Source organism: Paraburkholderia silvatlantica (genome assembly GCF_003096715.1).
Taxonomy (GTDB): domain Bacteria; phylum Pseudomonadota; class Gammaproteobacteria; order Burkholderiales; family Burkholderiaceae; genus Paraburkholderia; species Paraburkholderia silvatlantica.
Map to the genome: position 1 here is coordinate 407,583 of NZ_QEOL01000001.1, position 25,887 is coordinate 433,469.

Here is a 25,887-nt window from a genome sequence, read left to right on the forward strand (position 1 = left end):
TGATATCATCTGAGCATGAAAACGAAACACGCCCGCACCCTCGCCGCGATCTTCACGAAGCCGACCTTGAGCGGCGTGGTGTTCTCCGACATTGAAGCACTGGTGAAATCACTCGACGGGGAAGTGATTGAACGGGAAGGTTCCCGCGTCAAGATCCTGTTGAACGGCCAGGAGTGGCGGTGTCACCGCCCCCACCCCGGCAAAGAGGCGCGACGGTATCAGATAGAGGAAGCAAGAGAATTTTTTGAACGAGCAGGAGTCAAGCCATGAACACCATGCACCACAACGGCTATACGGCGCGCGTCGAGTTCGATGAGCGCGACAACATTTTCGTCGGGCGTGTGCTCGGCGTGAATTCCATCATCAGCTTTCACGGAGAGTCTGTGGCCGAGCTGCGCACGGCCTTCGTTGAGGCCGTCGATGATTATCTGTCTGACTGCCGGGAGCGCGGCGTGTCACCTGACAAGCCCGCATCCGGCAGGCTGATGCTCCGCATCGATCCGGGCATCCACGCCGCGATTGGTGTTGCAGCATCTGCGGCCGGCGAAAGTATCAACCAATGGTCGGAGCACGTATTGCGGCGTGCAGTGAATGAGGCGATGAATCACAACGCACACGCCTGAAATACAGATCGCCATGCAAAAAGGCCGCCGCGTGTCACCACGCAGGCGGCCTTCGGTTATGGACAATCAACTACCCTTGGTCTCACCTTTCTGACAGATGCGAGAACCTTTAGCCGCCCTGCTTGATGCTCGGGAAACGCGCGACTTTTGTGCGCGCATTGCGCCGAATCCGCCTCTACGTGTCTCACATCTGCCGCTCGTCGAGCAGCCACCACTTGAATGCTTCACCATCGTGCCAGAATACATTGCTGCTCACGGCGGAGAACAGTTGAACGGCTGGGCGATCTGGGAGGTGCCAGGTGTTTTTATCGAAGCAGAGTTCCATGCGATCTCGCGTGACCCGGCTGGCGAGCTGCGTGACCTGACGCCGCGCCTCAACTATCCCGTTTCCATCACATTTCTGCCCGACCCTGATCGCGTATATCGTGGCCGACAGGTCGACAATATTCGTGAGCCGCTTGTGGACGATGCCGATATAATCCGCTTTGCCTTGGGAAATCGTCATGATCTCCCACCTTGGGCACTTTGATGCCGTCGGCCCGCGAGGATCCACCTTCCTGCATTTCCTCACCGGCCAGGGTGGAGGCGTTCATTCCATTCCGCCCAATGAGCCTGCCGCTATCTGAAGCCGCAAATCGGATGACATCCGTTGCACAGCCGGGGCGCGGGTTGCTCGGGTGCCGGGCTACGCCGCCTTCAGGAAACTCCTTCGGATTGCTGTTCTGCAGTGGCCGGCAAGGTGAACCTGCTGTGTTGCCCCCCTGTGCACCACCCGGCACAGCCAGTGAGATTGACAGTCGGCCAATGTCCCAGATGAATCCCGTGAGTTCACGGGCCACGGCAACCACAGCAATGTTCGCATTCTTGCCACGCGCTACCAGTTTGCGAAGCGTTGGCCTGGAGATGCCACAACGCGTGCACACGAGACCGGCGTCACTGGTCTCGTGATACATGCGTACCCACCGTAATCGCATCGAAATTTCGTGCTCCATCGTTCCATATTAGTTGAAACGATGTCCGTGAATCACACACAAAACTACTGCTGATCGGTTCTACTCGCTGGTCATATAGCAATCCTTTCTGTATCGGGACAACCTCATCTCGGCCCTGCTATCGCGACGCTACCCAAGCTAATGCTCCGCATCGCCCCTGACGTGCATGCGCGTGTTGGCATCGCCGCGGCCGTCTCGGGCGAGAGTGTGAATCAGTGGTCGGAGGAAGTGCTTGGCCGTGCAGCGCGCGAAGTATTGGAGCGTGCTGCACACGCCTGAAACCCAACCCGCCAAGCGAAAAGGCCACGCGTGTCTCCACGCAGGCGGCCTTCCTATCATGTGCACATATCGAAGGGTATTCGCTTGGCGCTGCGAACTCGCGACGCCGCTGCAAGTAGCCACGGTACGGTTACATATTGCACCGCATCAAAGCAAGTCGTACTCTGCGAAGACATAGTTTTATGTAGTGCAAATCAAATCGCCCCACTCAGGCACGCCTCCTGCGCGGCCAATCCATGCCGTCTCACCGGAGGAACTCATGGCGTCCGCCCACGTGTCCGGGCAACCACCCCGCCCCGGCTCGCACCTGGAGCCGACGCGCGCACAGCGCGTCGCCGGCTGGCTCGGTCTGTGCGCGGTGCCGCTCATCTGGCTGCTGCATCTGGCGCTTGGCGTCACGCTCGTTTCCACGGCCTGCGCCGACGCTGTCACGCGAGATCCGATGCCAGGCTGGCACGGCACGCAGTGGATCCTCGGCGTCGCCTCGGCCTGCGCGCTCGTGCTCGCGCTCGCCATTACGTACGCTGCGGGCCGCGCCTGGCGCAAGATTGCCAACGTCGCGCACGAAAAGCGCGACGCCAGGCGCTTCATCGCCTGGTGCGGCGCGGCCACTTCCGTGGCCTTCACCTTTGGTCTCGCTTTCTCGATCTGCATACTGATCGCGGCACCGATCGAGCGCCTCTGCACGGCCTTCGACTAGGCAGATCCGCGCCTTGCCAACGCCGCTAACCGGCCCGAGCACGCCAGTTGCGCGAGCATGCTTTTGTCGACGCCGTTGCGGCCGACAATGCCGGTCGGCACGCGATCGGGAACGAGATCCAGCGAGTCGAATCCGGCACAACGAGTACGCTTTAAAAGCGGTCGATCATACCGAACTGCACGCCGCGCACAGGCGCGCCCGGCCAGGACGGCGGCAGGCCGGTCACGTTCACGCCGCGCAGCGTGTACGTCGCCTCGCCGCGATTGCGGAGCCACCCTGCGCTCGCGTAGAGCAGTACGCGCTTCGAGAGGTCGTACTCGCACGCGGCGCTGAACTGGTCGGCGTCGTTGTCGGCGCCCGAGAGGTCGTGCACCCACGCGTAACCGAGCGACGCGCGAAACCGCGCGGTGACCGCATAGCGCGCCGAGATCGAGACACCGTTGTTGTGGTTGCGCGGCGTGCCGCCATCCCCGTTGAAGTACGCGAGAAATCCGGTCACCGGCCCGAGCACGTACGACATGCCTCCCAGATTGGCTCGCAGCGCTCCGTTGCCGTTTTGCTGTTGATGTGCATAGGATATGCGAAACGTTCCGCGCCGCCACTCGATGGTTTCGATGTTGCCGGCCAGCCCGTTGATACCCGTGGACGGATCGCGCAGCGAGGCCATCAGCGTGGTCGAGAAACCGTAGACGTCGGGAGACAGATACGTGATCGCGTTGCTTTCGTAAGGCGTGATCTTCGAAAGATTGTTGAGGCCCGAAGCGATGGTGCCCGCGCCGAACGCGTCGAGCTGTCCCTTGAACGGAATATAGATCGGCGAGTATTGCCGCCCCACGCGCACCGTGCCCCACTGCGTGCCGAGCCCTATCCACGCCTGGCGATTGAAGATCGTGTTGGCTACGGCAAAGGTGCCGTCGTTGGAGCCGAAGCCGTTTTCCAGCTCGAACAATATCTTGATGCCGCCACCGATATCCTCCACGCCGCGCAGCCCGAATCGCGAGCCGCGATACGCGCCCGAGTCCATGCGCGCAACCCAGCCCGCGCCCGGATTCGTCACCTCGATGCTCGTGTCGAGTGCCCCGTACAGCGTGACCGAGCTTTGCGCGTATGCGCTTATGGTGTGCAACGTGGCGAAGGTTGCCGCAGACAACACCGCCCAGGCGCGCGGCGCGCGCAATGTTCGATTCATGAGGGAAAAGCGGGTGAGGCACACGAGCGGTGCGTCGTATGCTGCTTGAGGGGCGGCAGGCACTGTGCTTGTCGCCTGCCGCCGCGTGGGAAAACCGTAAGCCGAGGCCGCCCTGTGCTGCCGGGCGGCCGCGCGTTGCTTATTGCTTCGGCAGCGCGTAGGCAATCACGTAATCGCCGAGCTTCGTGCCGAACGAGCCGTGCCCGCCCGCCGCGATCACGACGAACTGGCGACCGTTCACCGCGTACGTCATCGGCGTGGCCTGCCCTCCCGCAGGCAGCCGCGCTTGCCAGAGCCGGTTGCCGTTGTTCACGTCGAAGGCGCGCAGGTAGTTGTCCGCCGTCGCGCCGATGAAGATCACGCCGCCCGCCGTCACCATCGGGCCGCCCAGCATCGGCATGCCCGTGCGGAAGGCTACCGGAATCGGCGAGCTGTCACGCGTCGTGCCGATGCGCTTTTTCCAGACGATCTGGTTGGTCTTCAGGTCGACGACGGAGATATAACCCCATGCCGGCTGCTTGCAGGGCAGCCCGATCGGCGACATGAACGGATTGAGCGTCACGCCGTAAGGCACGCCGTATTGCGGCTGGACGCCCGCCTCCGTGCCGCTGCCCTTCGCGCCCGGCTGCGGCTCGATCGGATTGCCCGGTCCGCGCGGAATGAGCCGCGAGACGAACGGCAGCGCAATGGGGTTCGCCACCGCGATCTGTCGGTCGGTGTCGATGGCGAGGCCGCCCCACTCGAACATGCCGAGGTTGCCCGGGAAAATGAGCGAGCCTTGCAGCGAAGGCGGCGTGAACGTGCCTTCATAGCGCAGCTGGTGGAACATCACGCGGCAGATGAGCTGGTCGTACATCGTGGCGCCCCACATGTCGGCGTCGGTGAGATTCTTCGACGGCCGGAACGTGAGTTGAGAGAACGGCTGCGTGGCCGAGACGTGGTCGCCGGGCGCCGCGCCCTGCGGCACCGGCATTTCGGGCGCGGGCACGACGAGCGCGCCCGTGCGGCGGTCGAGTACGAACAGGTTGCCCGTCTTCGCAGGCGCGTACACCACCGGCACGGTCTTGCCGTCCTTGTCGGTGATGTCGGCCAGTGTGGGCTGCGAGGGCTGGTCCATGTCCCACAGGTCGTGGTGCACCGTCTGGTAGAACCAGGCGAGCTTGCCGGTCGACGCGTGCAGCGCGAGCAGGCCCGTTGCGTAACGCTCGAGGTCGGGCGTGCGGTCGCCGCCCCAGATGTCCGGCGTCTTCACGCCCATCGGCAGATAGACGATGTCGAGCTTCGCATCGTAGGCGGCCGGCGCCCACGAGTTCGGCGAATTCCACGTGTAGTGCTCGCCCGGCCCCGGAATCTTGTTCGGGTCAGCCGCGCCCGGATCGAACACCCACAGCAGTTCGCCGGTGCGCACGTCGAAGCCGCGAATCACGCCCGAGGGCTCGCGGTTCGAGAAGTTGTCTTCCACCGCGCCCGCCACGACGATCACCTTGTTCGTCACGATGGGCGGCGAAGTGGGCTCGTACATGCCCGGCGTCGTGACCGGCATGGCGTGCTGGAGGTCGAGGCCGCCGTTGTTGCCGAAACCCGTGCAGCGCTCGCCCGTCAGCGCGTCGAGTGCATAGAGGTGACCGTCGTTCACGGGCAGCAGGATGCGGCGCATGCACGTGCCGCTCGCGGCGGCAGGTGTTGCTGCGGCCACGGGTTCGCTCGCGGGCGCAGCGGCTTGCGTGGCCGACGCGGGATCGCTGGCCGGCGCAGCCGCTTCGGCGCCCGAAGCCGCCGCGGCGTCCGACGCGGCCACGGGCGTCGTTGCCGTCGCTCCCAGGTCCGCCGCCGCGGCGTTCACGGATGCCGCCGATAGATCCACGAACGACACGCCCCGGCAGGTCACGTGCTGAAACGAGGGATCGGCCTGCAGCTTCGGATCGAACTTCCATTTGAGCTCGCCGGTTTGCGCATCGAGTGCAAACAGGATCTGGTGCGGCGAGCACAGGTAAAGCAGATCGCCGATCTTGATCGGCGTGACTTCGTTGGTGATCTCTACCGGATCGTTGGGGCCTTTCATGTCGCCGGTACGGAAGGTCCAGGCCACCTCGAGGTTATGCACGTTCTCGGGCGTGATCTGCTGCAGCGGCGAGTAGCGCGTGCCTTGCTGGTCGCGTCCATAGGCAGGCCACTCGGACGGCTCGATGCCGTCGACATTCGGCGCGGGCGTGGCTCTCACCGCCGCGAGCGAGCCGTTGTTCTGCTGCGGGTCGTTGAAATGCGCATAGACGAGCACGCCGCCCCACACGAGCAGTCCGACCACGAGCGAAAGCACGCCGAACTGGCGCGGGCGCTCCAGGTGCCAGCTCATGAGCACAAGCAGCCAGATGCCGAACACCACCAGCACGCCCGAGCGCGGCACGAGCGCCCAGAAGTCCGGCCCCGACTCCCAGAGGCCCCATATCGCCGTACCGATGAGCACGATCGCGTAGAGCACGAACGCCGAGGGGCTCGCGCGCCACAAAAGCCACGCGAAGACGAGCAGCAGCACGCCCGTCACGACGTAGTACGGCGAGCCGCCGAGCGAAATGAGCCACGCGCCGCCAGCCAGCAGATACACCGCGGTGAGCAATGTGAACAGTACGGAGATGACTCCGATGAAGCCCAGCGGTTTCGATAGTCTGGCCATGATCTCAACTTTCCTCGAAGAATGCCGTCTGCGATGGCGGAAAAAAGCGTGGCGTCAGAACACGTGCATCATCCCGACGTAGGCGCCGGTTTGCGATTGACCCGCCATGGGGCTGGTCGGCGTGCTCGAGTCGCGCGGCGTGGCGAACACGGAGAACGTACCGTTCTTGCTGTTGTCCACATAGGCGACCGTGCCATACAGGAACGTGCGCGCACTCAGGTTGTACGTCGCGCCGAGCGCGTAAAGCATGGCGTGGCTCGCGGGGTCGTGCGAGGCGTCGCCACCGCCCTCACCTACGTGAATATAGAAACCCGCGGCGGTCACCGCCCACTTCGGTGTGGCCTGGTAGGTCGCGCCCAGCCAGTAGTGGTCGGCGGTATCGGAGATGCCGGGCGGCGAATCGGGTGCGGAGTAATGCGTGTACGCAGCCTGGATCTTGAACTTCTGCACGCGCAGGTTGCCGCCCACGAAGTATTCGCGCGAGGCCGTGAAGATGTTGGAAAAGCGCCCGCTCGAATCGCGCAGTTCGTCGTAGATGCCGCGCAAATCGAAAAGCGGCGAATGATACGAGAGCATGATGCCGTCCGAGCGGCCGAACTCGCCTTCGGCACCGGCGTTGAAGTTGCCTGGCTGGTTGCCGAACGAATACTGGCCCTGCACGTCGAGGCCGTTCCACACCGGGCTGTGATATTCGACGTTATTGCTCGTTTGCTGCCAGTTGCGCCCACGCACGAGCGAGGCCGACGACACCGCCTGCTGCACGAACGGATCGAATGCCCACACGCCGTCGCTGTCGATGAAGAGATTACGGCCGGCTTGCAGTTGCCCCCATGTGTCGTTCTTCAAACCCACGTACGCGCGGCGCGACCAAAGCCGTCCGCCCCCCGTGGTGCCGTTCATGATCTGCACAGCGGTTTCGAGGTTGAAGATCGCGGCGCTGCCGCCGCCCAGGTCCTCAGTGCCCTTGAGGCCGAACATGCTGGTGCCCCAGTCGCCGCCTTCGGCGCTCCAGCGGGTCGAACTGCCGCCGTTACCGTTCGCGATGTGATTGAGGTATTCGATGCCGCCATCCACGCGGCCATACATCGTGACACTCGATTGTGCGCTCGCGGCCGAACTGGCGGCGAGCAGCACCACTGCGCCCAGAGTCGTTTTCACTTTGGCTCCCTCGTGGAGTCTTCTTTCCTGGTCCGGTCCATGCCGGGGCGGATCGCGTGGTTGAACGTGCGGACCAGCCGGCGTCCCTGGTCTCCTGCCGGCCACATCGCGCACCAAAAAGCATAGCGCGTGGTGAGAAAAGCCGTATTTTGGCTGGGCGGCAAACGTCGTACAGAGTTGTACCGGCGCGACGGCGCCGGTGGCGTCGAGCATTTTGCGTACTGCGCCGCACCATGCGCGGCGCATCGCACAGGCGTTCGATCCGGCGGCGTAAGGTGACCGACGCTAGCGCGCGTCGTGCCGCGAATCTGCCTTGCCGCCGGGCTTTGCGGCGTCGGCGCGCTGCGCCGGCTGCGGGTGGCTTGCGCGCACGGCGTGAAAAACCGGCAAACGCCAGCCGAAATAGAGCGAGGCCAGCCGCAATGCCACGCAGGAAATCACGGCGACCCAGGGCGTCCAGAACGTCGACCAGCCCGCATACGTGAGCCCAACCTGCACACTGGCCCCAAGCAGCGCCGCCGAAGCATAGATCTCGCGCTCGAGAATGGCGGGCACGCGCGAGAGCAGCACGTCGCGCATCACGCCGCCTCCCACCGCGCTCACGATGCCGAGGATGATGGCCGGTTCCGCGCTCTGGCTATACGCGAGCGCCTTCTGCGCACCGGCCACCGCAAAGAGTCCAAGACCGATCGCATCGAACAGCAGCACGGGATGACGCAGCCGCCTCACCTGCGGATACGCGGCAATGGTCAGTCCCGTAGCCAGCAGGGTGACCGCGAGATAGGCCCAGTTTGCGAGCCCGGCGGGAGGCACCGCGCCGATGCACAGATCGCGGATGATGCCGCCGCCGCACGCCACCATGAAGCTCACGACGACGATGCCGAACAGGTCGAGCCGCCGCTGCCGCGCGGCCACGGCGCCGGAGATCGCGAAGGTGAACGTGCCGATCAGGTCGAGTGCCGTATAGGCCGTGTGAGCGTTGAGATGCGCGCCCACGTGAGCCCCGAGTGCCACGCTCACGCCGCCTCGCTTTCGCGGCCAAGCCACGCGGCGGCCGCGCACAGCATCGCTTCGAGGCCGGCGCGCAAGGTGGGGTCGAGCACCGCCACGAGCGCCGCCGTGCGGAACGCCTGCATCGAGAGTTCAGGATGCTGGTGCAGATCCTTATAGAGCGCCTCGAGTTCGGGCAGCAGCGCGTCAATGGCGGGTGCCACGGTTTCGACCCGATTCGGCATGGACGACTCCTTCATGCGTATTTCATTGTCCAATGTGCGGCGTGCGCGCCGCGATCTCAAACACCCTCGATCAGGCTTTGCGCAAGCTTGGCGAGCAACTGGTCGAGCGTCTTGCGCTCGTGTTCGGTGAGCACGGCGGCGAGTTCGGATTCGAGCTTCGAGCCGGCTTTTTCGGAGGCATTGGCCACCTTCGCGCCCGCGGGCGTGACGCGCAGCACGACGCTGCGCCGGTCCTGCGCATGCGTGCCGCGGCCAATCAGGCCACGCGATTCGAGTTCGCCGAGCGTTTTGGAAAGCAGCGTTTTTTCGATGAGCGCGCGCTGCGAAACGGCCTTGGGCGTGATGCCCGGCTCGGCGCGGATGATGCGCAGCACGCGCATGGCACGCACGTCGAGATCCCAGCGCTCGCGGTAGACCGCGTTGGCGCGATCCATCAGCAGCGCGCTCGTTTGATCGAGCCTGAAGGTAAGGAAATCCGAATACAAATGCGTGCTCCCATCCGTACGCCAGCTGGACGCCAGTATAGCCAGATAGTTGAAAAGTTCAACTATCTGGATTCAGAGGAAGCACGATTGAGCGGGCGCAGTTGTGACAACGCGGCGGGCTCCCGTTTTCGAGGAAGCCCGCCGCGCAGGAGGAAATGTCCGGCGGGGACAGGTGCCCGCCGAAGTCATCGCTGAATCGACTTAGAACGCGTGACGCATGCCCACCGTCACGGCGACCTGCGTATCGGTCGACGAAGGCGAGAGCGTGTTGATCATGGCGTGCGAAAGCACGGAGCCCTCCGGTGCGCCGTGCACGTTCTGGTACACGCCTTCGAGGTAGAAGTCGGTGCGCTTGCTGATCGCGTAGTCCGTTTGCAGCATTGCCGTGTTCCAGCCCGGGTTCGTGCCGTTGTACGCGCCGTGCGTGTACGTGTACGCACCCGAAACGCTCCATGCCGGCGTAAGCGCGTATTTCACGTTCGCTTCGAAGTTGTCGAGGCGCAGCGAACCGGCGAGCGAGCCGGCGGAGTCGTCGTTCGAGCCAAGATAGGTGCCCGTGCCGAACGAGTAGACGCCTGCGGCGTTGTCGATCTGCGAATGGCTCCAGACCAGACCCACCGTGGCCGGGCCGTACGTGTAGTTGCCGCCGAGCGACCAGACGCGTTGGCGCTCCGCCAGGAAGTTCGCGCTCGTGTCGCCGGAGGTGACCGCGCCGCTGCCGTTGCCCGCGTTGTTGAACTGCAGGTAGCCGGCCGCGAGGTTCAGCGGACCCTGGCTATACGAAACGGCGAAACCGTACGAGCGGTTGTTCGCGAAGTCGCCTGCCTTGTTGCTGAACGAGTACATCGTCTCGAACGTCACGCCGTACCAGGTCGGGCTCGCGTACTTGACGGAGTTGTTGACGACCACCGAATTCGCGGCCAGGTTGTCGTTCTCGAACGGGTGGGCCGCGAGGTTGCCGCCCCACGTGTTGAATTCCGCCGTGAGCGGGCCCACGAGGTCGTTCATCACGTCGAACTGGCGGCCGAACGTGAGCGTGCCGTACGGATCGCTTTGCAGGCCCACCCACGCCTGCGAACCGAAGCCGAGACCCGAGAACGCCTGCGCGCCGTTGTTGAGCAGGAAGCCTTGCTCGAGTTTGAAGATCGCGTGCAGACCGCCGCCCAGGTCTTCCGAACCCTTGAGTCCGAACACCGTGTTCTGCGTGGAACTGGTGTTCATCTGCCAGTTGCTGTGGCCGAACTGGTTGTTCGTGTAGACGATACCGGTGTCGATCAGTCCGTAGAGGGTCACGCTGCTTTGCGCGTGCGCCGAAACAGCAAAGGCGCTCAGGAGTGTCGCGGCGAGTAGCGATTTTTTCATGTTTTCAAGCTCCGGATTGGGCGGTGGGTTAATGCATCGAATTCAGGCAGCCGGCACCATCGACGTGCAACCACATATGCGTCCATGCCATTTCGGTGCAGATTCAAAAGCCAAAAGCTTTCCGCCGATGATTATTGCGAATCGTGCAATTCATCGATGTTGAAAATGCAATGACAAAATGGAAATCGTGTGGCGAGCGCGGTGTGAATCGAACACCCGCATCATAGGGTGTCGAAAATAAAAATGGTGTCGAAATTCGAGCGACGTGGCGTCGATGGCACAACCGCGCCCGGCAAGGCTCGACGCGCGCCGAGGAATGTGCGGGGCGTGAATGCTGCCGGATAAATTACATCATGCTTTCGGCGTAACGTATTAAATCCGGCGAGAATGGCCGATTATCCACATCGAGAACCCACGGAGTAATCGGCCCTCGGAGCGTGTCGATTGTTCTTTTAATACGCTCTCTCTTTTGGCTTGACGCGATTCGTTCAAGCGGCCGGCGCAACCGATGCTCCCGCTATTGCGTGGCGCTCCAATGCTTGTGCGACGAATCCCGATGCCTTCATCGTTTCGACAAACGCGCCGAGCGCTTCGGCGGCCTGCTGACCACGGCGCTTCGCGACGCCCATGGCCTGGCGAATCACCATGAAGCGCTCGTCGAGCAGGCGCAAGCCGCCGGCCTTCGCGGCGTCGGCTTCGAGTTGTTGCTTCACGCCCGCGGCCACTTCGAGCCCTTGTTCGAGGAAGGTCCGCACGACGGCAGGCGAAGTGGGTGCGCGCACGATCTGCGCCTGCTTCAATTCTCGCGTGAGAAAGAGGTCGTAAGCACTGCCCTTGCCCACGGCCACGCGATGATGCGGTTGATCGACATCGGCATTGGTGCGCACCGGCGAATCGTCGCGAACCAGATAGAAGCCTTCGATCAACACATAAGGCGCGGTGAACGCGATTGTTTCGCCTCGCTTGGGATCGACGGCAAAGAAGCCGAAGTCGGCGCGTTCATCGCTCACGGCTTCGACCGATTTGCCCGCTGCGTCGAATACGACAAGTTCGAGCGGCACACTCAAATGCTGCGCGAAAGCACGCGCGAGATCGACGGAAACGCCAAACGGTTCGCCCGACGCCACATCGCGATTCGCGAGTATCGGATTGCCGAGATTAATCGACGCGCGCAACGTGCCCGTTGGCGCGAAGGCTTTGACGACAGCGGGATCGATGTTCATGGGCAGCGGGGCGAGAACCGGACTCTTTCGAGCATATCACCTCGCCCGCTTGCGCGTGCCCGCCGTCACCATGCGTTCATGGCTCAGCCCGTATCGCCTCCGGCGACCGGCAAGATCGAGCCGGTGATATAGCTCGCCTCGTCCGAAGCAAGAAACAGGATCGGTGCGACCTGCTCTTCGAGACTGCCGTAGCGCTTGAAGAAGGTCGATTCGGTGACCTGCCGCACCGCCTCGCCCATCCACGCCTTTTCCTGCTCGCTGTCGCCGGCGGCATTGCGCGGAATGCGGCGCGGTGGCGCTTCGGTGCCGCCCGGCGCCGTGGCGACCACACGGATATTGTGCTCCGCGTATTCCATGGCCAGCGATTGCGTCATCGCATTCACGCCGCCCTTCGCCGCCGAATACGGTACGCGGCGAATGCCGCGCGTGGCGTTCGACGACACATTCACGATGGTTCCGCGCCCGCGCTCGAGCAAATGCGGCAGCACGGCATGGCACGCATAGAGCGTGGGCATGAGCGAGCGGCGAATTTCCGCATCGATCTGCGCCGGCTCGAATTGCGCGAACGGACGCATGCGGATGGCGCCACCTACCCCGTTGACGAGAATGTCGATGCCGCCAAACTTTTGCGCAGCGAAATCCATTGCCGCTTTCGCGCCGTCATACGTTTCGAGGTCGGCGACGAATCCCGCCGTCTGCGCGCCCTGCGCCTCGGCCGCGACTTCGGCGACGAATTCCGCGCGATCGACGAACACCACCTTGCCGCCTTCGGCCGCCGCGCGCAGCGCCACGCCGCGGCCAATTCCCTGTGCCGCACCGGTGACGACGACGACTTTGCCTGCGAATCGTTGCATGATCATGCCGCCTTCGGGACTGCGTTGGGGGTGAACTTCTCGTAGTGGAAGCTGTTGGGCTTCACGCCTTCGTCGTCGAAATACTTGCGCACGGCGTCCACCATCGGCGGCGGCCCGCACAGATACACGTCGACGTCGCCATCGTTCAAGGCATCGGCGGGAATATGCTGCGTGACCCAGCCTTTTCGCTGGTGATTCGACTCCGCATCGGCGATAACGGTAGCGAAGCTGAAGTTAGGCAGCTTCGCCGCGTACGCTTCGATGGCTTCGACCAGCACAAGGTCGAGGTCGCGCGTCACGCCGTAAATCAGGTGCACCTTATGCTGCGCGTGGGTACGCGCGAGCACTTCCAGCATCGAGAGGAACGGCGCCAGACCCGTGCCTCCTGCGAGGAACAGCAGCGGCCGCTGCACGTCACGCAGATAGAAGCTGCCGAGCGGGCCCGTCAAATCGAGCTTCGTGCCCGGTTGTGCGGCTTCGAGCCAGGTGCTCATCACGCCGCCCGGAATCTTCTTGATCAGGAAACTGATTTTCGATTCGCCTGGCGCAGAAGAAAAGGAATACGAACGATGCTGGCCGCTTCCCGGCACGTCGATATTGACGTACTGGCCCGGCAGGAACACGGGGCCCGCTGCGTCGACGTCCAGTTCGAGCACGACCGCGGCATCGTTGTGCTGTTCGATCCTCGCCACCGTGGCCGCAAACCTGCTCTGCCCGGTCTTGCACACCGTGGAAGACGCGGGAATCGCGATCACGCAATCGCTTTCCGGCACCATCTGGCAGGTGAGCACGAGACCGCTGTCCTTTTCGTCTTCGCTCAGCGCGTCTTCGATATAGTCCTCGCCCAGGTCGTAGCTGCCGCTTTCGGCGCGGCACTTGCAGGTGCCGCACACGCCGTCTGAGCAATCCATCGGCAGGTTGATCCGCGCGCGAAACGCCGCGTCGAGGACTTTCTCGCCCGCCTTGCATTCGATGAAACGGGTCACACCGTCTTCGAAATTCAGTGCAATCTTGTAGCTGGACATGGTGTCTCCTTCTTTCCCATGTTGATACCGCGTCTCGATGTCGATCGAGACGTCAAACGTGATAAACGTCGAGCACCTGCCGGATGTAGTCGTTCTTCAGCACGATCTTTTTGCAGGCAATCAGGAAGTCGTCGCCGGTCTTGCGCAAGGTAACGAACATCGTGCCGAAGAAGCTGTCCGTGGTCTTGTAGCGATGGCTGAGCGTGTGGAAGTTGTAGCGCACCTCCACTTCGTCGCCGCGGTCCGCCAGCACTTCCACGTTCGCCACGCTGTGGCTCGTGCGCGGCTCCGGCATCGAAGCGCCGCTGCGTTCGGTCTTGATGCGAAACACACGGTCTTCGAGGCCGCCGCGATTCGGGTAGTACATCAGCGAGATCTGGGATTCGTGGTCGTCGGTGAGCTGGTCATCGTCGTCCCACGCGGGCATCCAGTACGTGACGTCTTCAGCGTAGCAGGCGAGCCATTCTTCCCACTGGCGCTCGTCGAGCAGGCGCGCTTCGCGGTACAACGCGGCGCAGATTTTCTGGTAATCGTTGCTCATGCCTGTGCCCCCGCCTGTTCGCGATTCAGTTCCTGCTCGAGGGCGTCGCGCATGGTGTGCACCCAGTACTCGTGCTGGACCACGAACAACCCTTCGTCTTCACTGCGTTCGCCGGAAATGACCGGCTTGAGGCCCATCTTCTTCGCGTTTTCGTCCGCGCCTTCGACCCACAGCGGCGCGCCGCGCGAGAGATCGTTCCACATTGCCGTGGTGCCGGCGTAACCCGCCTGGCAGGCACGGAACTCTTCCAGGTCGTCGGCAGTGCCCATGCCCGTGACGTTGAAGAAGTCCTCGTACTGGCGAATACGCGTCGCACGATCTTCAGCGCTCTCGCCCTTCGGCCCGAAGCAGAAGATGTTCACTTCGGTCTTGTCCACGCTGATCGGACGTACAACGCGAATCTGCGTGCTGAACTGGTCCATCAGAAACACGTTCGGGTAGAGGCACAGGTTTCTCGTCTGATTGACGATGAAATCGGCCTGCACTTCCCCCACGCGCGCCTTGATTTCATCGCGATGCCTGTAGACCGGACGCACTTCCGGGTTCATCGTGTTGGTCCACAACAGAATGTGGCCATGGTCGAAGCCGTAGACACCCGCCACGGACTTGCTCCAGCTATTGGCGTCCACCGCCTGGGTGCCGTCTTCCTTGCGGCGGCCCATGGTTGCGGCGTAATTCCAGTGCACCGTACTGACGTGGTAACCATCGCAGCCGTTCTCCATCTGCATCTTCCAGTTACCGTCGTAGACATACGAGGAGTTGCCGCGCAGCACTTCGAGGCCGCCTGGCGACTGGTCGACAATCTGGTCGATGATGATCTTCGCTTCGCCGAGGTAGTCTTCGAGCGGCTGCACGTCGGCATTGAGGCTGCCGAACAGAAAGCCCCGGTAGTTCTCGAAGCGCGCGACTTTCTTCAGGTCATGCGAACCCTGCTTGTTGAATTGCACGGGATATTCCGTGGTCTTTTCATCCTTCACCTTGAGCAGTTTGCCGGTGTTGGAGAACGTCCAGCCGTGGAACGGGCAGGTGAAGCTGCCCTTGTTTCCATGCTTGCGCCGGCACAGCATGGCGCCTTTGTGCGCGCAGGCGTTGATCACGGCGTTCAGCGTACCGGTCTTGTCGCGCGTGACGACTACCGGCTGACGACCGAGCCACGTGGTGTAGTAGTCGTTGTTTTCGGGAATCTGGCTTTCGTGCGCGAGGTACACCCAGTTCTTCCCGAAGATGTATTTCATCTCCAGTTCGAACAGGTCGGCATTGGTGAAGATGTCGCGGCGGCAACGGAACACACCGTTTTGCCTGTCGTCCTGCACGGCGGTGGACAGCAGGTGATCCAGGTCACTGGCTTTGTCGATGATGACTGACATATTAGCTCTCCTATGCATACTCCACACGCGGTACGGAGTTCCTGCATCGGTGTCGAATGATGATCGCGGTGAAACGAGGGGCGGCGGCGTTACGCCGCCGCCATGCGGGACGGTTACGCCGTGGCTGCGGCGCGCAGGCGGTGGACGAGCTGGTTGTCCTTGCCCTGGACCAGCGGCGTGAGCGTGAAATTGAACTCGATGTCCTTGTACGTGTCGGCTTTCAGGCCGAGCGCGGTGCCTCCGGTCTTCTCGACCACCGGCGGAATCAGTTCTTCACGCGTCGCGTAGGCGAAGTCGTCCCAGATCAGCGGATCGCCTTCGATATTGAACTGCGTGGTGAGCTTGCGGCTATTGTCCGCCGTAACGAAGAAGTGGACGTGCGCCGGGCGGTTGCCGTGGCGGCCAAGGCCGTCCAGCAGCCGCTGGGTCGAGCCTTGCGGCGGGCAGCCGTAGCCCACCGGCATGAGTGTGCGGAATTCGTACTTGCCGTCCGCCCCGGTCTTGACCGCGCCGCGCAGGTTGAAGTCGTCCTGTGCGCCGGTCGGGTCGAAGTGCGAATAGAAGCCCTTCGAATTGGCGTGCCAGCATTCGACCACGGCGCCCGCGAGCGGCTTGCCGTCGAGGTCGGTGACCGTGCCGTGAATGACGAGCGGGCCCGCATCGGCGTCGGCGTTGATGTCGATTCTCGACACGCTCTCGCGCACCGGCGCGCCTGCGACATACAGTGGCCCTTCGATGGTGCGCGGCGTGCCGCCTTCGAGGCCCACCGCCTTGTCGGCGGCGTCCATGCGGATGTCGAGGTACTTCTCGAGGCCGAGACCGGCAGCGAGCAGCGCCGCTTCGCCGTCCTGGCCGAGCTTGTTCAGATAGTTCACGCCTGCCCAGACTTCATCGGGCGTGATGTCGAGATCGTCGATGGCCTTGAACAGGTCGCCCAGCAGTCGATAGACGATCTGCTGGAAACGTGCGTTGCCGTTGCCGCCATCGAGATTCGCAGCGGCCTTCAGCAGGTCCTGCACTTCCTTCGTGTCGAATACTTTTGCGCTCATCTTTGTCTCCTGGTGCTTGCTGGTATTGAGGGGGAATCAGCTCAAGCGTCGTTGTCCCTGACGGAGGACGGGTGGCGACACAACGGCGTCACCGAAATCTTCATGTACGGAAAAAGCGGCAAGGCGGTGAGAATGTCGTGCAGCTCCGCATTGCTCTCTACATCGAAGATGCTGTAGTTCGCGTACTCGCCCACCAGTCGCCAGATATGGCGCCACTTGCCGCTGCGCTGCAGCTCCTGCGAATACGCCTTTTCGCGCGCCTTGATCTCGTTGGCGACATTGGCCGGCATGTCGGCCGGGATGTTCACATCCATGCGTACGTGGAAAAGCATCGTCAAATTCCGTTTGTCAGTTATCCAGATTACTTTGCGGATGACTTCGTGACTTTCATGAGGCCATCGCGGGTGAAGCGCTCGACCTTCGCTTCGTCCAGTTCAATGCCCAGGCCCGGGCCGTTCGGCACCGTCAGCTCGAAGTTGCTGTAGTCCAGGGGGGTAGTCAGAATTTCTTCGGTGATCAGCAAGGGGCCGAACAGTTCGGTGCCCCACTGCAGGTTGGCGAAGCTCGCAAACAGGTGCGCCGACGCCACCGTGCTGAGCGCGCCTTCGAGCATCGTGCCGCCGTACAGTTCGATACCCGCGGCGTCGGCAATCGTGGCCACGCGCTGCGCCGCGAACAGTCCGCCGCTCTGTTCGATCTTGATGGCGAACACATCGGCGCCCTCGTTCTTCGCAATCTCGAAGGCGCTTTCCGGTCCCTGCAGGATTTCGTCGGCCATCAACGCCACGGGGAACCGCCGCATGAGGCGCGCCAGCGCCGCAGGCGAAGCGACCGGCTGCTCGACCAGTTCGCAGCCGGCTTCCGCCAGCGCGGGAATCGCCCATGCCGCCTGCGTCTCGCTCCAGGCCATGTTGACGTCCACGCGCACGGCGGCACGCTCGCCCACGGCCTTCTTGATGTCGGCGACGTGCTTGATGTCGGTCTTGAGATCCTTCGCGCCGATCTTCAGCTTGAAGATCTTGTGGCGGCGCACTTCGAGCATGGTCTCGGCTTCGGCGATGTCCTTCGATGTGTCGCCCGAAGCGAGCGTCCATGCCACCGGCAGGCGCTCGCGGCGGCGGCCGCCCAGCAGTTCGCTCACCGGCACGCCCAAGCGCTTGCCCTGCGCGTCGAGCAGCGCGGTTTCCAGCGCGCACTTGGCGAAGTGATTGACCTTCACGAGCTTGCCCAGATGCGCCATGAGCGCCTGGATTCGTGTGGCGTCCTGGCCGATCATCGCCGGGGCGAAGTAGGCATCGATCGCCAGCTTCATCGCTTCCGGGCTTTCGGGACCGTAGGCCATGCCGGCAATCGTCGTACCTTCACCGACGCCGGTCACGCCGTCGCTGCAATACACCTTCACCAGCATCAGGGTTTGCCCGTACATCGTCGCGACGGACAGCTTGTGAGGACGAATCGTCGGCAGATCGACGAGGCGGGTTTCGATACGTTCGATCGTGGCGGAAGTCATCTCGAATGCGTGAAGTGAAGAAGGCATGGTGGATTTATACCCGCCGCACATCCACGAGATCCAATACTATTTGCGTCCAATTCCATACCTTTATAATATGGAAGACTCTATATCGCCCATATAAAGGCCGATATTGCGATGCATCATATTCTCAGAGTATTGATAATTGGATGCGCCATTTGGGAAACAAACATGGATCTGCGCCAGCTTCGTTACTTCGTTGCCGTTGTCCGCGAGCGCAATTTCACGCGCGCCGCTGAACAGCTTTGCATCGCTCAACCGCCGCTGAGCCGGCAGATTCAATTGCTCGAACAGGAGATCGGCGTGCCCCTTCTGATACGCAATACGCGGCCGGTGCGCACGACCGATGCGGGACGCCTCGTCTACGAGCAGGCCATGCAGATTCTTGGGCGCGTCGAACAGCTGCAGGCGAGCGCCAAACACGTGGGGCTGCATCACCGCACCGTGTTGTCGATCGGCTTCGTCGCCTCCGTTCTGTATTCGGGACTGCCGCCGCTGATGCGCAAGCTGCGCCAGAATGCGCCGGAGCTCGACATCCAGATGGTCGAGCTGATGTCGGTGCAGCAGATCGAGGCGTTGAAGGAAGGCCGCATCGATATCGGCTTCGGACGCGTGCGCCACAGCGACCCCAACGTGGCCGGTATCGTCCTGCGCGAAGAGCCCCTTGCGGTGGTGGTGCCGATCGGCAGCGAGATGGCGCAGGAATCGACCCCCATCCCCATCGAGCAACTGGCCGGACAGAAACTGATTGTTTATCCCAAGGAGCCGCGCCCCAGTTTCGCCGATCAGGTATTGAACGTGTTGCACGGCGACGGCGTGCAACCGGGTGAAGTGCTGGAAGTGCGGGAAATCCAGACGGCGCTGGGTCTCGTCGCGGCCGAGTTCGGCGTATGCGTGATCCCCGCTTCCGCGCGGCAGTTGCGTCAGGACGTGCACTACCGGCTGATCGACAGCGACCACGCGACTTCGCCGATCATTCTGAATCACCGCGTGAACGACAACTCCGTCTACGTCGATCTCGTGAAGCAACTGGTCAGGGAAATGTACGCCGAGCCCCAGACGTGGCTGCCTGCGAAGAAGCAAAAGGCTTGAAGCGATGTGCCGCCTACCCCGGTTCGCTCAGGAATGCGCGCACGGCGGCGCCGGTCTCGTGCGGCTTGCAGCCTGCGTGCGCTGAAGCGAACCATCACTGCGCGGCGAGCCGCTCCGCCGAGAAACGCACGCCGTCGAAAAGCCGCTCGGCCACGCGCCCGGGAAAGCCTTCCGGCAGCGCCGCCGCGACCTCCTCTATCGCGCCGGGCGTGCGCGCCAGCACGCGCTCGATCAGCGGCCCCGCATCCGCCCCGTAGTGGCACAGTCGCGCGGTGGCGTCGAAATGCGCGCGCTTCACGTCGCGCATGCGATAGTGGCGCGCCTTGCCCCACACCGCCATGGCAAGCGACGCCTTGTGCCACGACCATTGATTGCCGCCGTCGCCCTCCACGGGCCAGATCGACATGACGTCATAGAGCGGCGCGAGCTGAAAGCGTCCTGCCGGCAACAGGCGGATGCTGAAATTCTTCGCGTGGCCGTCCGGTGCCGCGAGCATCCAGAAGACGATTTGCGCAACGAGAAACGTTTCGAGGTCCTCGCGCGCCTGGAGCGACTGGCGCAGGAGACCGGCAATCTCGCGCACGCCGGGACCGCCATGCGCTTCGTACTTGCGATGCGGCGGCACGCCGAGCGCCTGGCAGAAGTCCTCCTGCGGCAGGCGCAGCAGGCCACCGGTGCGCGAGCGCGTACGATCGAAGCGCTCCACGCTGAGCACCTTCTGCGCGCCGAACTGGATGATCTGCGCCTGCGAAGCGGGCAAACCGTAGGCCCTCAGCAGTGCCAGACAAAGCCATTCGTTTTCGACTGAGGTATTGAAGTCCACCTTGCGATGGCCGATCAGCCCCAGTGGCAGCTTGAGAATATGGGTAGTAGGCGTGGCGCCGCGCGGCAGCAGCCATCTGCCGCGGTGGCGCAAGAGCGCGGTCTTCTCCTGCGCGCCCGCCAGCGAAATGCGCAGGTCGTCGGTCTCGAGCGCGCCACCGGGCAGCGCGCCGGCCGTTTCGAGCAGCAGGCGCTCGATGACGGCATCGCTCAGCGCGGTGCCTTCGATGCGGTCGACGCGGCCCGGCGTTTCGTCCTCGCCCAGCAGTTGCACCGCGCCCACGCAATCGCGCCCAATGGCCTTGAGCAGGTCGAAGGCCTCGAGCGTATCGGTGCGAAAACGCGCGGCGATGCGGCGGCGGATGGGCTCGCTGTCGGGCAGGAGATTGTCGAAAAAGTGCTGCACGCGTTCGCCGCGCAACGGCACGTCGCCGATGCCGAACGGCAGCGAGAGCGAAAGCGGCCGGCCGACGGCCGAGCGCTTCCACGCGTCGTCATAACGCAACTCGGCGTCGCCGGCGGACGTCATGACCCACGTGCCCACGCGCTCGCCGTTGGCCCAGATCGATAGCGCGCGCGAATGCGATTTGCGGCCCATGCTCACCACTCCGGCGCGCCGGCGGCCGCCTCGCGCGACTGCACGCAGAGTTCCAGCCCGTAGAGCGCGAAAAGCGCGAGCATCTGCTCGAGCGAGAGGCTGGCGGCACCCGTGGTTTCGAGTGCGGAAAGGCGCGGCTGGCCGATGCCGAGATGCGCCGCGGCCTGCGCCTGGGTCATGCCGCGCGCCTTGCGGGCCGATTGCAGAATCTCGCCAAGCCCGCCTGGCGTCTGGACGATGATCTTCATGGCATATTCCTGTGAGGCATAAACCGATTATATGCCTGTGGGGAATATTTCGCCAATATCACTCACACGAATAAACCGGAAATATCGCTCACACGAATAATCGCCCGGCGAACCTCCTGGATCCGGCTCGATTGCCGCGCACGGCGGCGCTCACGCGCGCGCCGCCTCCTGCGTCCGCTCACGCGCTCGCACGTCGAACGCGCCGCCCGTCAATGCCTGATCGCGCAGCGTCACCGGTTTCTTGCCCGGCAGCAACGGAAACACCAGTTCGGCGAAGCGGATCGCCTCTTCGAGGTGAGGATAGCCCGACAGCACGAAGCTGTCCGCACCGGCGTCCACGTATTCCTTGAGGCGCGCCGACACGGTTTGGGGGTCGCCCACGAGGGCCGTGCCCGCGCCGCCGCGCACGAGGCCCACGCCGGCCCACAGGTTCGGGCTGATCTCGAGCCTGTCGCGGCTGCCGCCATGCAACTCGGCCATGCGGCGCTGGCCCACCGAATCCATGCGCGCGTAGTTATCCTGGGCGCGGCGGATATCGTCGTCATCGAGCTTGCTGATGAGGCGCTCGGCGGCGGCCCACGCTTCGTCGCTGGTCTCGCGCACGATCACGTGCAGGCGTACGCCGAGCTTGAGCGTGCGTCCATGGCGCGCCGCCCGCGCGCGGATATCGGCGAACTTCTGCGCGACGGCCTCTGGTGGCTCGCCCCACGTGAGATAGGCGTCCACGTGCCTGGCCGCCAGCTCGTGCGCCGCCGGCGACGAGCCGCCGAAATACAGCGGCGGATGCGGCGTCTGAACCGGCGTGTGAAAATTCTGCGCGCCCTGCACGCGCAAATGCTTGCCCTCGAAGTCCACCGTGTGGCCGCGCAGCAGATCGCGCCAGATCGTCAGGAATTCGTCGGCGGCTTCGTAGCGCTCGTCGTGCGCGAGGAACACGCCGTCGGCCGCGAGTTCGGTGGCGTCGCCACCCGGTACGACGTTGAGCAGCAAACGGCCGTTCAATGCCTGGTCGAGCGTGGCCGCCTGGCGCGCCGAAGCGGTGGGACTGCCAAGCGACGTGCGCAGCGCGACGAGCAGCTTGATGCGCTGCGTGACCGGCGCAAGGCTCGCTGCCGTCACCCACGGGTCGAGGCAGCTGCTGCCGGTGGGAATCAGGAGGCCGTCGTAGCCGAGTTCTTCGGCGGTCACGGCGATCTGGCGCATATAGGCGTTGGTCGGCGCGCGGCCGAAATCGGATTTGCCAAGGTAGCGGGTGTCGCCGGAAGTCGGCAAGAACCAGAAGATATCGAGACTCATCAGTGATCCTGCTGCAGGTAAATGAAGGCGCGGGTGAAGACTCGAAGCGCGAATGCGCGCGGCGCAATCGCGTGACTATCGCCGCCCGTGCGTCGAACTCAGTCGCGCCCTCATTGAAACAGTCTGCAGCGCTTTCCCCTACCAGTTAATCTGCAATTGCATATGATGTATTCGGCTAAACACCGTATTCCCTCTTTCGCGAGGACCCCAGCCATGGGCACACAGACCGTCAAAATTCCCGGCCCCGATCACCCGATCACGGTCGAACCGGCGCACACGCGCGTGGTGGTGAAAGCAGGCGGCCGCGTGGTCGCCGACACGCGCCGTGCGCTCACGCTGCGCGAGGCGAGCTATCCGGCCGTGTTCTACATACCGCGCGAGGACGCCGACATGTCGCTGCTCTCCCGCACGGAACACAAAAGCTGGTGCCCGTACAAGGGCGAGGCGTCGTACTACTCGATCACGCCAGGCGGCGCGCGAGCCGTGAACGCGATATGGAGCTACGAAATGCCGCATGAAGCGGTATCGGCAATCAAGGACCACCTTGCGTTCTACCCGGATCGCGTCGATTCGATCGAAACGGCCGACTGAACGCCTCGCGCCGCCCATCGATGCGCAACACATAACGCCACACGACGCTAACCGCTCAAGATTTGTGCCGAGCCGGCCGTCATGCATGTTGGCCCTCGGGGGAACCGATCGGCCGCCAACGATGCCGCGGCGACGCGACATCCGCTTCGCCGACGCCCACTCGGGCCCCAAGATGTGCCAGGATTCGGTTATTCGTGCGGCTAAGCCCGCCGCACCCCGCTCCCTTACATCCAACCGACATGCAACAAGGCACCCCGGCCACTGCGGCCAGTTTTGCCAACATGGGCGTCGATCTGCTCGACTTCTTCGACGTGACGCCCACTTCGCTGTGGCTCGAGGACTATAGCCAGCTGCGCGCGCTCTTCGACAGTTGGCGTGCACAAGGCGTGACGAGCCTGCGCCAGTTCCTCGAAGACGATCCGCGCCGCGTGGCCGAATGCTCGGCCTGCATCCGCGTGCTCAAGGTCAACCGCCATACGCTCGATCTTTACGGTGCGCGCGACTATGAAGAGCTCGCCGCGCATCTTCCGCAGGTGCTGCGCGACGACATGTTCCAGGCACACGTGGGCGAGCTCGAGCAGATGTGGGCCGGCCACACGACGTTCGAGAGCAAGAGCGTGAACTACACGCTGCGCGGCCGGCGCATGGACATCCTGTTGCGCGGCGTGATCCTGCCGGGCCACGAAACCGACTGGAGCCGCGTGCTCGTGGCGATCGAAGACGTCTCGGCGCTCGAAGAAGCGCGCCATCGGGCGGCCGTGAGCGAGCAATACGCGCTCGGCGTCTTCGAACACTCGCCGGTTTCGCTGTGGGTCGAAGACTTCTCGGCCATTCGCGAACTGCTCAACGAGGTACGCGAGCAGGGCATCATCGACTTTCGCACCTTCACCGACGTACACCCCGAATTTGTCGAGCGCTGCATGAGCGAGATTCAGGTGCTCGACGTGAATCACTACACACTGGGCATGTTTCGCGCACCGGACAAAGCCACGCTGCTCGCGCGCCTGCCCGAGGTATTCCGCGACGAAATGCGTCCGCATTTTCGCGAGCAGTTGCTCGATCTCTGGGAAGGCCGACTCTTTCAGCAGCGCGAGGTGGTGAACTACGCGCTCGACGGCAGCGAGGTCAACGTACACCTGCAGTTTTCCGTATTCCCGGGCCACGAAGCACAGTGGGACCTCGTGCTGCTCGCGCTCACCGACATCACGGCGCGCAAGAAAGCCGAAGCCTACCTCGAATTCCTCGGCAAGCACGACGTGCTCACGAAGCTCAAGAACCGCTCGTTCTATGTGGACGAACTCAATCGTCTGCATCGTAAGGGGCCGTTCCCGGTGAGCGCGATCGTCGTGGACATGGACAACCTGAAGACGGTGAACGACCAGCTCGGCCACGCCGCGGGCGACGCGTTGCTGCGCCGCGCCGGTGAAGTGCTCGCGAAAGCGATCCAGAAACCCTGGCAGGCCGCCCGCATCGGCGGCGACGAATTCGCCGTGCTGATGCCCGGCGCCGACGTGCGCGATGCGCAAACCGTGGTGGACAGCATCACCAAACTGGTGGAGCTGAACAACCAGTTTTACGGCGGACCGACGCTGAGTTTTTCAATGGGCTTTGCGGGCTGCGAGGAAGGCGAAAGCGTGGAAGCGATGCTGCGCGAAGCGGACGCCGCGATGTACGAGGCCAAGCGCCGCCGCAACGAAACGAGCCGCACGTCGCTGGAAGCCGACGCCGCGCGCGATGCCTGAAGCTCGATGCGCGCGCAACGCTTCGGATACCGCAAGAAAAGCAGGGAAGAAAAAGCGGCCGGCATGTAAGCATGCCGGCTTGCCGAGGGCTTTGCGCTCTCGTTTCACACACTCAGGCCAGCGGCGCGACGCCACCTGCCTGAGTGCGGGCCACCGCACTGGCGTGATGCTGCGCCGCGCGCCAGCAAGCCAGCTGCGCGCGCGTCCGCCATGGCGGCGGACCTGGCATCACGACGCGTTGACGGCGTCCTTGAATGCCTTGCCAGCGGTGAACTTCACCGTCTTGGCGGCGGCAATCTGGATCTCCGCGCCCGTGGCAGGGTTGCGGCCCACACGGGCGGCACGCTGGCCAGTCGAGAACGAGCCGAAGCCGACGAGTTGCACGGAGTCACCCGAGGTGACCGCACGCGTGACGACCTCGAGAATCGCGTCGATGGCTGCGCCCGTGGCTGCCTTGGTCTCGCCCGTGCTAGCGGCGACTGCGTCAATGAGTTCCTGTTTGTTCATCTGCTACCTGTGTTGAGTTGAGAAAACCTGCATACCCTACCTCACGCGGGCAAAACAGGCAAATCGCGTTGCATATGGAAACGCGCCGATCGCCCGCCCGGCACGTGCTTTGCGCCACGTGCGCATGACGGCGAAAGCCGAATCAATAGCACAACACGGGGTCAGTGTGTAGACAAAAGCGCGTTAAAAATTGGCAAAAATGCACAAAAACGACATTGCGGCGGGTTTAGGCGGGTTTATACAGGAACGATTCGTGCAGATGACCCCTGAGGCATAACGAAAATCGGCGATATTTCCGGTTATGACCAAGCCAGAAAAAAAGCCTCGCCGGGGCAGCCGCATGCCTCCTGCCCCCTTGGGGACGCCGTCCGCGTGGTTTCCGGCAAGCCAGCCGGGCAGCTCGATTGGGTCGATTGGGTCGCGACGCAGCTTCGGAGCCGTCTTCCAGAGTAAGGATGGCGGCCGGCCAAATCGCCTGCCTGCCTGTCTTTCAATTGCGCAACGTAAGGCGGCGTGTACGCCTTTGGCCTTTGGTACCGTCTGCGCAAAAAGGAAACCGCACGGTCGGGCAATGGATTGATCAGTGATGCTGATTACCTGCCGACCCGCCGCGTTCGATCGCGACAGCCAGGCTCACGTGAAAAACCATAGCGCTCGCGCGGGCGCATCGGCAAGATTGGCGCAGCGAAAGCGGCAGAGTGCCGGCA

The 25,887-nt window shown here is 63.3% G+C and carries 27 protein-coding genes and 1 pseudogene; 7 read left to right on the plus strand and 21 right to left on the minus strand.

What is annotated here, in order from left to right:
- The first annotated feature begins 15 nt into the window (after nt 1-15).
- Nucleotides 16-270, plus strand: a complete 255-nt coding sequence (locus C7411_RS01985; protein ID WP_110382874.1) for a type II toxin-antitoxin system HicA family toxin — start codon at nt 16-18, stop codon at nt 268-270.
- Nucleotides 267-623, plus strand: a complete 357-nt coding sequence (locus C7411_RS01990) for a type II toxin-antitoxin system HicB family antitoxin (RefSeq protein ID WP_110382875.1) — start codon at nt 267-269, stop codon at nt 621-623. Before C7411_RS01985 ends, C7411_RS01990 begins: the two co-directional genes overlap by 4 nt.
- 184 nt (nt 624-807) lie before the next feature.
- Here C7411_RS01990 and C7411_RS36885 read toward each other — a convergent pair whose 3' ends face one another.
- Together C7411_RS36885 and C7411_RS38020 are read right to left on the minus strand one after the other, a co-directional pair.
- A complete protein-coding gene (locus tag C7411_RS36885; RefSeq protein WP_133253605.1) occupies nt 808-1,128 on the minus strand; it encodes a hypothetical protein in 321 nt (106 codons plus the stop codon).
- Between the two features lie 352 nt (nt 1,129-1,480).
- Nucleotides 1,481-1,597, minus strand: a pseudogene (locus C7411_RS38020) (IS481 family transposase); the annotation flags it as partial.
- A gap of 159 nt (nt 1,598-1,756) precedes the next feature.
- Between C7411_RS38020 and C7411_RS02000 the strand changes: the two are divergent.
- Nucleotides 1,757-1,894 carry a toxin-antitoxin system HicB family antitoxin gene (locus C7411_RS02000; RefSeq protein WP_243413013.1) on the plus strand — a complete coding sequence of 46 codons (138 nt, stop codon included), beginning with the start codon at nt 1,757-1,759 and terminating at the stop codon, nt 1,892-1,894.
- 259 nt (nt 1,895-2,153) lie between these two features.
- Entirely contained in the window at nt 2,154-2,594 is a 441-nt protein-coding gene (locus C7411_RS02005) for a hypothetical protein (RefSeq protein WP_110382876.1), read from the plus strand.
- A 151-nt stretch (nt 2,595-2,745) separates the two neighbouring features.
- Here C7411_RS02005 and C7411_RS02010 read toward each other — a convergent pair whose 3' ends face one another.
- The 15 genes from C7411_RS02010 to C7411_RS02080 all read right to left on the minus strand — a co-directional run bounded on the left by C7411_RS02010 (nt 2,746) and on the right by C7411_RS02080 (nt 18,263).
- Nucleotides 2,746-3,783 (minus strand): porin, encoded by a 1,038-nt coding sequence (locus C7411_RS02010; RefSeq protein WP_110382877.1) that lies wholly within the window; start codon nt 3,781-3,783, stop codon nt 2,746-2,748.
- A 139-nt stretch (nt 3,784-3,922) separates the two neighbouring features.
- Complete coding sequence (locus tag C7411_RS02015) at nt 3,923-6,454, minus strand: glucose/quinate/shikimate family membrane-bound PQQ-dependent dehydrogenase (protein ID WP_110382878.1); 2,532 nt, start codon at nt 6,452-6,454, stop codon at nt 3,923-3,925.
- A gap of 54 nt (nt 6,455-6,508) precedes the next feature.
- Complete coding sequence (locus C7411_RS02020) at nt 6,509-7,612, minus strand: porin (protein ID WP_110382879.1); 1,104 nt, start codon at nt 7,610-7,612, stop codon at nt 6,509-6,511.
- Nucleotides 7,613-7,897: 285 nt separating this feature from the next.
- Nucleotides 7,898-8,632, minus strand: coding sequence for a trimeric intracellular cation channel family protein (locus tag C7411_RS02025; protein WP_110382880.1), 735 nt, complete (start codon nt 8,630-8,632; stop codon nt 7,898-7,900).
- Nucleotides 8,629-8,847 carry a hypothetical protein gene (locus C7411_RS38825; protein ID WP_373682555.1) on the minus strand — a complete coding sequence of 73 codons (219 nt, stop codon included), beginning with the start codon at nt 8,845-8,847 and terminating at the stop codon, nt 8,629-8,631. Before C7411_RS38825 ends, C7411_RS02025 begins: the two co-directional genes overlap by 4 nt.
- A gap of 56 nt (nt 8,848-8,903) precedes the next feature.
- Nucleotides 8,904-9,281: a MarR family winged helix-turn-helix transcriptional regulator gene (locus C7411_RS02035; RefSeq protein WP_243413014.1), complete on the minus strand. Its 378-nt coding sequence runs from the start codon at nt 9,279-9,281 to the stop codon at nt 8,904-8,906.
- Between the two features lie 252 nt (nt 9,282-9,533).
- Nucleotides 9,534-10,694, minus strand: a complete 1,161-nt coding sequence (locus tag C7411_RS02040) for a porin (RefSeq protein ID WP_110382882.1) — start codon at nt 10,692-10,694, stop codon at nt 9,534-9,536.
- 488 nt (nt 10,695-11,182) lie between these two features.
- The gene (locus tag C7411_RS02045) at nt 11,183-11,917 is read right to left on the minus strand and encodes an ABC transporter substrate-binding protein (RefSeq protein ID WP_110382883.1); all 735 of its coding nucleotides are present in this window, start codon (nt 11,915-11,917) and stop codon (nt 11,183-11,185) included.
- 83 nt (nt 11,918-12,000) lie between these two features.
- The gene (gene benD / locus C7411_RS02050; RefSeq protein ID WP_110382884.1) at nt 12,001-12,777 is read right to left on the minus strand and encodes a benzoate diol dehydrogenase BenD; all 777 of its coding nucleotides are present in this window, start codon (nt 12,775-12,777) and stop codon (nt 12,001-12,003) included.
- Complete coding sequence (gene benC / locus C7411_RS02055; protein WP_110382885.1) at nt 12,774-13,796, minus strand: benzoate 1,2-dioxygenase electron transfer component BenC; 1,023 nt, start codon at nt 13,794-13,796, stop codon at nt 12,774-12,776. Before benC ends, benD begins: the two co-directional genes overlap by 4 nt.
- A gap of 52 nt (nt 13,797-13,848) precedes the next feature.
- Entirely contained in the window at nt 13,849-14,337 is a 489-nt protein-coding gene (gene benB, locus C7411_RS02060; protein WP_110382886.1) for a benzoate 1,2-dioxygenase small subunit, read from the minus strand.
- Nucleotides 14,334-15,704, minus strand: a complete 1,371-nt coding sequence (locus tag C7411_RS02065) for a Rieske 2Fe-2S domain-containing protein (protein WP_110382887.1) — start codon at nt 15,702-15,704, stop codon at nt 14,334-14,336. Before C7411_RS02065 ends, benB begins: the two co-directional genes overlap by 4 nt.
- Nucleotides 15,705-15,817: 113 nt before the next feature.
- Nucleotides 15,818-16,753, minus strand: a complete 936-nt coding sequence (gene catA, locus C7411_RS02070) for a catechol 1,2-dioxygenase (protein WP_110382888.1) — start codon at nt 16,751-16,753, stop codon at nt 15,818-15,820.
- A gap of 41 nt (nt 16,754-16,794) precedes the next feature.
- Complete coding sequence (catC, locus tag C7411_RS02075; RefSeq protein WP_110382889.1) at nt 16,795-17,085, minus strand: muconolactone Delta-isomerase; 291 nt, start codon at nt 17,083-17,085, stop codon at nt 16,795-16,797.
- Nucleotides 17,086-17,114: 29 nt separating this feature from the next.
- Nucleotides 17,115-18,263: a muconate/chloromuconate family cycloisomerase gene (locus C7411_RS02080; protein ID WP_110382890.1), complete on the minus strand. Its 1,149-nt coding sequence runs from the start codon at nt 18,261-18,263 to the stop codon at nt 17,115-17,117.
- Nucleotides 18,264-18,455: 192 nt separating this feature from the next.
- Between C7411_RS02080 and C7411_RS02085 the strand changes: the two genes are divergently transcribed.
- On the plus strand, nt 18,456-19,376 hold the full coding sequence (locus C7411_RS02085) for a LysR family transcriptional regulator (protein ID WP_110382891.1): 921 nt from the start codon (nt 18,456-18,458) through the stop codon (nt 19,374-19,376).
- Nucleotides 19,377-19,470: 94 nt separating this feature from the next.
- Here the strand turns inward: C7411_RS02085 and C7411_RS02090 are convergent, their stop codons facing one another.
- From C7411_RS02090 to ssuD, 3 genes are all read right to left on the minus strand, one after another.
- Nucleotides 19,471-20,796 carry a type II toxin-antitoxin system HipA family toxin gene (locus C7411_RS02090; RefSeq protein ID WP_110382892.1) on the minus strand — a complete coding sequence of 442 codons (1,326 nt, stop codon included), beginning with the start codon at nt 20,794-20,796 and terminating at the stop codon, nt 19,471-19,473.
- A 2-nt stretch (nt 20,797-20,798) separates the two neighbouring features.
- Nucleotides 20,799-21,044 carry a helix-turn-helix domain-containing protein gene (locus tag C7411_RS02095; protein WP_110382893.1) on the minus strand — a complete coding sequence of 82 codons (246 nt, stop codon included), beginning with the start codon at nt 21,042-21,044 and terminating at the stop codon, nt 20,799-20,801.
- 150 nt (nt 21,045-21,194) lie between these two features.
- The gene (gene ssuD, locus C7411_RS02100; RefSeq protein WP_110382894.1) at nt 21,195-22,340 is read right to left on the minus strand and encodes an FMNH2-dependent alkanesulfonate monooxygenase; all 1,146 of its coding nucleotides are present in this window, start codon (nt 22,338-22,340) and stop codon (nt 21,195-21,197) included.
- Nucleotides 22,341-22,553: 213 nt separating this feature from the next.
- Between ssuD and C7411_RS02105 the strand changes: the two genes are divergently transcribed.
- Together C7411_RS02105 and C7411_RS02110 are read left to right on the plus strand one after the other, a co-directional pair.
- Nucleotides 22,554-22,931: a DUF427 domain-containing protein gene (locus tag C7411_RS02105; RefSeq protein ID WP_110382895.1), complete on the plus strand. Its 378-nt coding sequence runs from the start codon at nt 22,554-22,556 to the stop codon at nt 22,929-22,931.
- A 239-nt stretch (nt 22,932-23,170) separates the two neighbouring features.
- On the plus strand, nt 23,171-24,673 hold the full coding sequence (locus C7411_RS02110; protein WP_341476933.1) for a sensor domain-containing diguanylate cyclase: 1,503 nt from the start codon (nt 23,171-23,173) through the stop codon (nt 24,671-24,673).
- Nucleotides 24,674-24,901: 228 nt separating this feature from the next.
- On the opposite strand, the gene C7411_RS02115 is transcribed toward C7411_RS02110, so the two are convergent.
- Nucleotides 24,902-25,180 (minus strand): HU family DNA-binding protein, encoded by a 279-nt coding sequence (locus C7411_RS02115; protein ID WP_110382897.1) that lies wholly within the window; start codon nt 25,178-25,180, stop codon nt 24,902-24,904.
- Nucleotides 25,181-25,887 lie beyond the last annotated feature (707 nt).